The 7,115-nt window shown below is 58.0% G+C and carries 6 protein-coding genes and 1 pseudogene; 6 read left to right on the forward strand and 1 reads right to left on the reverse strand.

The features are described 5' to 3' along the window. The 6 genes from NW857_RS08800 to NW857_RS08825 form a co-directional block, all read left to right on the forward strand. Positions 1 to 683 (forward strand): aspartate carbamoyltransferase (locus tag NW857_RS08800; RefSeq protein WP_414368696.1); only part of this gene is annotated, 683 nt, incomplete at its 5' end. Between the two features lie 529 nt (positions 684 to 1,212). Next, the gene (pstS, locus tag NW857_RS08805; protein ID WP_414338691.1) at positions 1,213 to 2,292 is read left to right on the forward strand and encodes a phosphate ABC transporter substrate-binding protein PstS; all 1,080 of its coding nucleotides are present in this window, start codon (positions 1,213 to 1,215) and stop codon (positions 2,290 to 2,292) included. 273 nt (positions 2,293 to 2,565) lie between these two features. After that, positions 2,566 to 3,537 (forward strand): phosphate ABC transporter permease subunit PstC, encoded by a 972-nt coding sequence (gene pstC, locus NW857_RS08810; RefSeq protein ID WP_414334982.1) that lies wholly within the window; start codon positions 2,566 to 2,568, stop codon positions 3,535 to 3,537. An 18-nt stretch (positions 3,538 to 3,555) separates the two neighbouring features. After that, positions 3,556 to 4,443: a phosphate ABC transporter permease PstA gene (pstA, locus tag NW857_RS08815; protein ID WP_414338694.1), complete on the forward strand. Its 888-nt coding sequence runs from the start codon at positions 3,556 to 3,558 to the stop codon at positions 4,441 to 4,443. Positions 4,444 to 4,510: 67 nt separating this feature from the next. Beyond that, positions 4,511 to 5,308, forward strand: a complete 798-nt coding sequence (gene pstB, locus NW857_RS08820; RefSeq protein ID WP_414334984.1) for a phosphate ABC transporter ATP-binding protein PstB — start codon at positions 4,511 to 4,513, stop codon at positions 5,306 to 5,308. 118 nt (positions 5,309 to 5,426) lie between these two features. Further along, the gene (locus NW857_RS08825) at positions 5,427 to 6,794 is read left to right on the forward strand and encodes an FAD-binding oxidoreductase (RefSeq protein WP_414334985.1); all 1,368 of its coding nucleotides are present in this window, start codon (positions 5,427 to 5,429) and stop codon (positions 6,792 to 6,794) included. Positions 6,795 to 6,980: 186 nt separating this feature from the next. On the opposite strand, the pseudogene NW857_RS08830 reads toward NW857_RS08825, so the two are convergent. Next, a pseudogene (locus NW857_RS08830) lies at positions 6,981 to 7,040 on the reverse strand (DUF29 domain-containing protein); the annotation flags it as partial. Between the last annotated feature and the right edge of the window lie 75 nt (positions 7,041 to 7,115).

Below are 7,115 nucleotides of genomic sequence, written 5' to 3' on the forward strand. Positions count from 1 at the left end.
TGGGATCCGACGTGCTCATCGTCCGCCACGCCCAGGCCGGGGTGCCGCAGCAGTTGGCCGCCGAGATCAATCGCCGCAGATCCCCAGCGGGGGTGCTAAACGCGGGGGATGGCCTGCACGAACATCCCACTCAAGCTTTGCTGGATCTATTTACCCTCTGTAGCCACCTGGATCCGCAGCGACCTCGCCTCGAGCTGCTGCAGGGGGTGAAGGTGGCCATTGTCGGTGACATCCTCCACTCGCGGGTAGCCCGCTCCAACATCTATGCTCTAGTGGCCGCTGGCGCAGACGTCCACTTGGCCGGCCCGCCCACCCTGTTGCCCAAAGACTTTGCCCAGTTTGTGCCCGGCCATACTCTGCCGGTGCACTGGCAGTTGGAGCCGGCCCTAGCAGGAGCCCGCTTCGTCATCGCCCTGCGCCTGCAACGGGAGCGGATGAGCGAATTCCTCATCCCCAGCCTGCAGGAATACCACCACCTTTTCGGCCTCACCCAGCAGCGGCTGCGCCTGTGCCACCCCGAGGTGAGGGTTCTCCACCCCGGCCCGGTCAACCGCGGCGTGGAACTGAGTTCTGAAGTGATGGAGGATCCCAGCCTCAACCTCATCGAGCGGCAAGTTGCCCACGGCGTTGCGGTGCGCATGGCTTTGCTGTACCTGATGGGCGGCGGGCGGATCCCGGCTTAGACCTCCCCCTTTCCCCTCTGGTCGGGGAACTTGAGGAGCTGCTTGACGTCTAGAGTGCTGAGGTTACTCTTCTAGCCAACTCAACGCTCTCCGCAAAAGCAAGAAAGAAGCTCTTGCGGGGGCTCTTTTGGACACATTGAACCCTACATAAGCCTATATAAGCTTGGCAAGATTTGGGGCAGCTTTCTGCTCTAGGTTCTGCGCAACTTATCTTCTGTTCAAACTTTTTTTCTGGCTGGCCAGCATCATCTTTTATTTGGATCGAGGTCACCTAGCCAAGTCTAAGACAAGCTAAAAGCCTTGCAAAATAAGCTTTTCACAGATCCTGAGCTCCAGGATCATTTTTTGCTGCTATCTAAACCCAAGCAAATCACCAGGTAAAAAATCAAGAGCTCATAGCAATCATCTCATTTAGAAAGACACCGACTTTTTCTTCTGGCTTAACCTAAACTTAACCTTAACATATTCTACTCTTAACCTTGAGGTTGTAGGGTTATAGGCGTCGATTAAAATCAGACATTTCTTTCTTATGCGATCTCTGCTCTCTGCTTCTGTTTCTTCTATCGCGGCTCTGGCGGTGGGAGCCCTGGCGCTGGCCCCGGCCCAAGCCCAAACCGTGCAAATCTCTGGCGCAGGTGCTACCTTCGCTGCGCCGCTGCTGCAGCGCTGGTTTGATGCCTACAATCGCACCGTAGATCCCAATGTGCAAGTCAGCTACCAGTCTGTTGGGAGCGGTGCCGGTCTGGAGCAATACATCAACGGCACGGTGGACTTCGGTGCTTCCGAGGGTCCGATGACCGAAAAGTACAACGCCTCTCGCTACAAGAGCTTCAAAGAGAAATACGGCTACGAGCCCCTGCAACTGCCTCTGGCGGGGGGCGCCATTGAATTTGCCTACAACCTGCCCGGCATCGGCGACAAAGAGCTCGTGCTCAAGCGGGAAACCTACTGTGGCATTGTTACCGGCGAAATCACCCGCTGGGACGACATTCGCATCAAGGCCCAAAACCCCAACCTGGCAAGTCGGCTGCCCGCGCTGGACATCACCTGGGTGCACCGCTCCGACGGCTCTGGGACGACCTTCGTGTTCAGCAACCACATCAACGCTGCTTGCCCCAACTGGAAGGGCGGCGTGGGAACCACGGTGGAGTGGCCGGTTGGCATCGGTGCCCAGGGCAACGAAGGGGTAGCCGCCACCATCAAGCAGGAGCAAGGGGCAATTGGCTATGTGAACCAGTCCTTTGCCAAGCTGGAGCAACTGACTACTGCTCGCATAGAAAACAAAGCGGGCAAGATTGTCGAGTTTTCTCCTGAGCGGGCTACTTCTGCCCTCAACGCTCCCCTGCCCGAAGATTTTGCCCTGCTGGTGCCGGATCCCGAAGGGCCTGACGACTACCCCATCGTTGGTTTGTTCTGGGTGATGCTCTACCGCGAATATCCTGACGAGCAAAAGCTGAAGAAGCTGGTGGAAGCCATCAAGTGGACGCAGGGGCCAGAGGGCCAAGCCATCACCAAAGAACTGGACTACATCCCCATGCCGGAGCCGGCCATCCAGCGGATCTTCGCCGAGCTGGATAAGATCAAGGTCAACCCCAACGCGAAGCGATGAGTTGCTGTCCTGTTGAAAGGTGTTAGTTGAGGGCCAGTGGTCAACAAGAGGCTGTGCTCTTCCTGTTGGCTACTGGCTTGCCGCTTTGCTGATTTTTAACGGGTAAAAGTTCTGTCGGCACTGACTTTTGACGTTGTCGCCAGTCTGAGTCCAACAAGCTTTTGGTGTTCACTGTTGGCCAGGACACAGACAACTGCAACACCGATGGAATGTAGGGTGAGAGAGGTTTTGCCACAATCTGCCCACCAGTAGAATTGCCACAGCGGGGATCCTATGACTTCGGCAGCCAGAGACTACGACTTATCAACGGATGTTGCTATTGAAAAGAAAATGGATGTTTCCCGCGCCCTCGACGTGGGTTTTGTCCGCCTAACTTTGGTGCTGGCAGGGTTTGCCGGCATCATTCTCATTTGGGTGATCGTGCAGACCACTGAGGCAGCCCTGCCGGCCATGCGCCAGTTTGGCTTGGGCTTTCTGGTCACCAGCCGCTGGAACCCGGTGGAAAACATCTATGGGGTGTTGCCCCAGATCTACGGCAGTTTGATGACCTCTCTGGTGGCCCTGATTTTTGCCATTCCTTTGGGCATCGGCACCGCCATTTTCTTGACGGAAGATTTTGCCCCCAAGTGGATAACGGCGCCGATTGCCTTTGCCATTGAGCTGATCGTGGCCATTCCCAGTGTGGTGCTGGGGCTGTGGGGCATCTTTGTGCTCATTCCGGCGGTGCGGCCCATCTTCCGAGCCATCAATCAGACGCTGGGGTGGATCCCTTTCTTCGGCGGCCCGGCTCCCCGAGGCCCCAGTCTGTTGATTGTAGCCATGGTGCTGGGGATCATGATTTCCCCCATCATCATTTCCATCACCCGCAGCACCCTTGAATCGCTGCCCCGGGGCCTCAAAGAGGGCGCCTTGGCGTTGGGAGCCAGCCGCTGGGAGACGATCTTGACGGTGATGATCCCGGCGGGCCTGTCGGGCATTGTCAGCTCGATCATGCTGGCATTGGGACGAGCCTTGGGGGAGACCATGGTGGCAGCAATGATTTCCGGCAACGCCAACCGCATCAACATCTCCCTGCTGCAGCCAGGATCCACCATTACCGGCTTGATTGCCTCTCAGTTCGGCGAGGCAGGACGCCTGCAGGTGTCGGCCCTTATGTATGCCGGTGTGGTGTTGATGGTGCTGACCCTGTTGGTTAACGTCATGGCCGAAATCATCATCCGCAAGTTTCAAAACTTGGAGCAGTAACCGAGGAGCCTCGTCATCATGTCCCAGTCAGCCCAGCTTGTTCCTGAGGAGATCGACATTAGCCGTGCCGCTGTTGCCCCCCTGCGGAGATACACGAGCATTGCCTTGACGCTGCTGAGCGGACTGTTTGTGGCCGCCATCATAGCTGCCCTATCTTGGGTGCTGTGGGACATCGGTAAGGAGGGCATCCAGAGGATAAGCTGGGACGTCCTCACCGAGACTCGCTACCCGGCTCCAGGGTTAGCAGAGGGGGGGTTTGGCCACGCTATCGTCGGCAGCGTAATGGTTCTGGCCACGGGGGCGGCTTTGAGCTTTCCCTTCGGGATCCTAGCGGCCGTTTACCTGTCGGAGTTTGGCCGCGGCAGCCGCTTGGCCTACTTGGTCAAGTTCTCCTGTAACGTGCTCACGGGCGTGCCGGCCATTCTCTGCGGCCTGTTTGCCTACGCTTTGGTGGTGCGGGGATCCGGCTTCTCGGCTTTTTCGGGGGGAGTTGCCCTGGGCGTGTTGATGCTGCCCATTGTCATCCGCTCCACGGAAGAGGCGCTGCTTTTGGTGTCGCCGGATATGCGTTTGGCTTCGGTTGGCCTGGGGGCCACTCGCTTTCAGACCACAATGCGGATTGTCCTACCGGCAGCAGCTCCGGCCATTGTAACAGGCTTGATCTTGGCCTTGGCGCGGGCTGCCGGCGAGGCAGCACCTCTACTTTTTACTTCCTTCAACAACAATTTCTGGTCAACCAACCTGTTTGGACCGGTGGCTACCCTGCCGGTGATGGTTTACTTCTTCTCAATTATTCCCTTCAAGGTGCAGCAGGAGCTGGCATGGGCAGGAGCCCTAGTGCTGCTGGCCATTGTTTTGGCAGCCAGCTTGCTGGCCCGCTTCCTGGTCTACAAAGCCAGAAGATAGTTTAAGCCTTGTCGGACAGCGGCCAGGTGTGAATTAGCCTCTTGACGAACTTTCTGCGAGTGGGATCATGAAAACTCAATCTGCTAACTCAACCACCTACGTCTTCCGAACGGAAAACCTGAGCGTCTACTATGGCTCGAACCTAGCGGTGAAAAACGTCACCATGGATATTCCCGCCCGGCAAATTACGGCTTTTATCGGGCCTTCTGGCTGTGGCAAAAGTACCATCCTGCGCTGCTTTAACCGCACCAATGACTTGATCCCAGGGGCGCGCGTGGAGGGCAAACTTACCTACCACAGCAAAGACCTCTACGCCGAAAACGTAGATCCCGTGGCGGTGCGGCGGCGCATTGGCATGGTGTTCCAGAAGCCCAACCCTTTTCCCAAGAGCATCTACGACAACGTTGCCTATGGCCCGCGGGTGCTGGGGATGAAAGTGGACTTGGACGAGGTGGTGGAAACTTCGCTCAAGCGGGCCGCCCTTTGGGATGAGGTGAAAGACAAGTTGAAAGAAAATGGCCAGTCTTTGTCTGGGGGGCAGCAGCAGCGTTTGTGTATTGCCCGCGCCCTGGCGGTACAGCCGGATGTCATCCTCATGGACGAGCCCTGCTCGGCGTTGGATCCCATCTCCACCCGCCGCATCGAGGAGCTGATGAAGGAGCTGGAGCAGGACTATACCATCATTATCGTCACCCACAACATGCAGCAGGCCAGCCGCGTCTCGGACATGACGGCTTTCTTCAGCGTGGAGCTGGTGGGATCCAACCGCGTGGGCGAACTGGTGGAGTTCGACCGAACGGAGGTGATCTTCAACAGCCCTGCCAAAGAGGCGACCAAAGACTATGTAGAGGGCCGCTTCGGCTGATGCTCGGGACGGGCCGGGATCCCCTGGAGAGGCGTTTTCTGTCTCTGGTGAGCCTTTCTGCCGGCCCTTTGCACAGACAATGGAGTCTAAGTAGCCTGCTATCCAATTGGGGATCCCTATGACCGTTGCTGCTTCTGGAAAATTGCAGGCCTTGCTTTCTGAGCTGGCCGACCTTGAAACCATCACCGATCCGGCGCAAGTTGCCAAGTTGTCGCTGGACTTTTACCACTACAGCCCTGTGCTCAGCCGCCAGTTGAGCAACAAGCGCGGGGAAGTGGTGGTGCGCCCTGCCGATGAAGCAGAAGTGATGCGGGTGGCGGCGGCCTGTGCCAAGTGGAGAGTACCCCTGACCGTGCGCGGCGCCGGTACCGGTAACTATGGCCAGTGCATCCCCCTAGCTGGCGGTGTGATCCTGGACATGAGCAAGCTCAACCAGGTAATCTGGGCCAAGCCGGGCTTGGCGCGGGTACAGGCGGGGGCCAAGCTGATGGCCATCGACAAACACACCCGCGAGCTGGGCTGGGAGATCCGTATGGCCCCTTCCACCTACCGCACCGCCACTATTGGGGGGTTCATTGCCGGCGGTAGCGGCGGCATCGGCTCTGTGACCTACGGCCAACTGCTGGATCGGGGCAACATCTTAGGGCTGCGGGTGATTACAGTCGAAGAGGAGCCGCGGGCCCTGGAGCTGCGGGGAGACGACGTGTTTAAAGTCAGCCATGCCTGGGGCCTCAACGGGATCATCACCGAGGTGGAGATTCCCTTGGCGCCGGCCTATCCTTGGGCGGAGCTGGTGGTGGCCTTCCCGCCGGAGGGGGGGTTTATGCCCTGCGCCCACTTTGGCCAGGCTCTGGCCGAGGCAGATGGGATCCTGAAGAAACTCATCAGCCTGCACGCCTGGCCGATCCCTCGCTACTTCGTCCCCTTGCAGGACTACTTGCCCCAGGGATCCGCCGTGGCCCTCTTGATGGTGGCCGAGTACAGCCTAGAGCCGTTGCTGGAGCTCATTCGGGAGCATGGCGGCCAGGTGGTCTACAACAAAACGGCTCAGGAGGCCAGCAGGGGGATCTCACTGGGGGAGTTCTCTTGGAACCACACCACCCTGCACTGCCGCAGCGTGGATCCCAATTTGACCTATCTACAATCGATTTTTCCGCCCGATCGGGAGCTGAAGGTGGTGCAGCACCTGTACGAGCACTTTGGCGACGAAGTGCTGATGCACCTGGAGTGGATTCGCATCCGGGGGCAGGCTACCCCGGTCGGCCTGCAAATTGTGCGCTTTACAACGGAAGAACGCCTCAACGAGATCATGCGCTATCACGAGGCGCAGGGAGTCTTCATCGCCAATCCCCACACTTTCATCATCGAAGAGGGGGGTCGCAAAGTGATGGATCCGCGCCAGCTCCGTTTTAAGGAAGAAGTGGATCCCTATGGATTGCTTAACCCCGGCAAGATGCGCAGTTGGCAAGGGCGGGCTTCTGCTTGAAAGTGCTGAGAGGGCTTTATCCTCTAATATCCAGCGATCTCTGAGTTGCCTCTGCCAAAAGGAGAGGGGCTTGACAGTCAATCTTCTGCCAAGGCCAGCTCCAAAGCATAGGGACAAGTCTCCGGAAAGGCCGAGATATCCCCTCAAGCTGGGGCTATCTTCGAGGGCCAATTCAAGCTGAGTTCGCGCATCTGTGATGGCATCCAGCCAGCTCTCTGAGCGACGCTGAGGTTGATATTGCCACATGAACTACCCCACCGCGTAGGCGGGTGGGGTTTCCTCACCCGCTTGGCAGCAGAGCTTTTGTCTCTTCTTCTGCCC

The sequence above is a fragment of the Synechococcus sp. H55.9 genome (assembly GCF_047462355.1).
In the GTDB taxonomy this organism is placed as follows: Bacteria; Cyanobacteriota; Cyanobacteriia; order Thermostichales; family Thermostichaceae; genus Thermostichus.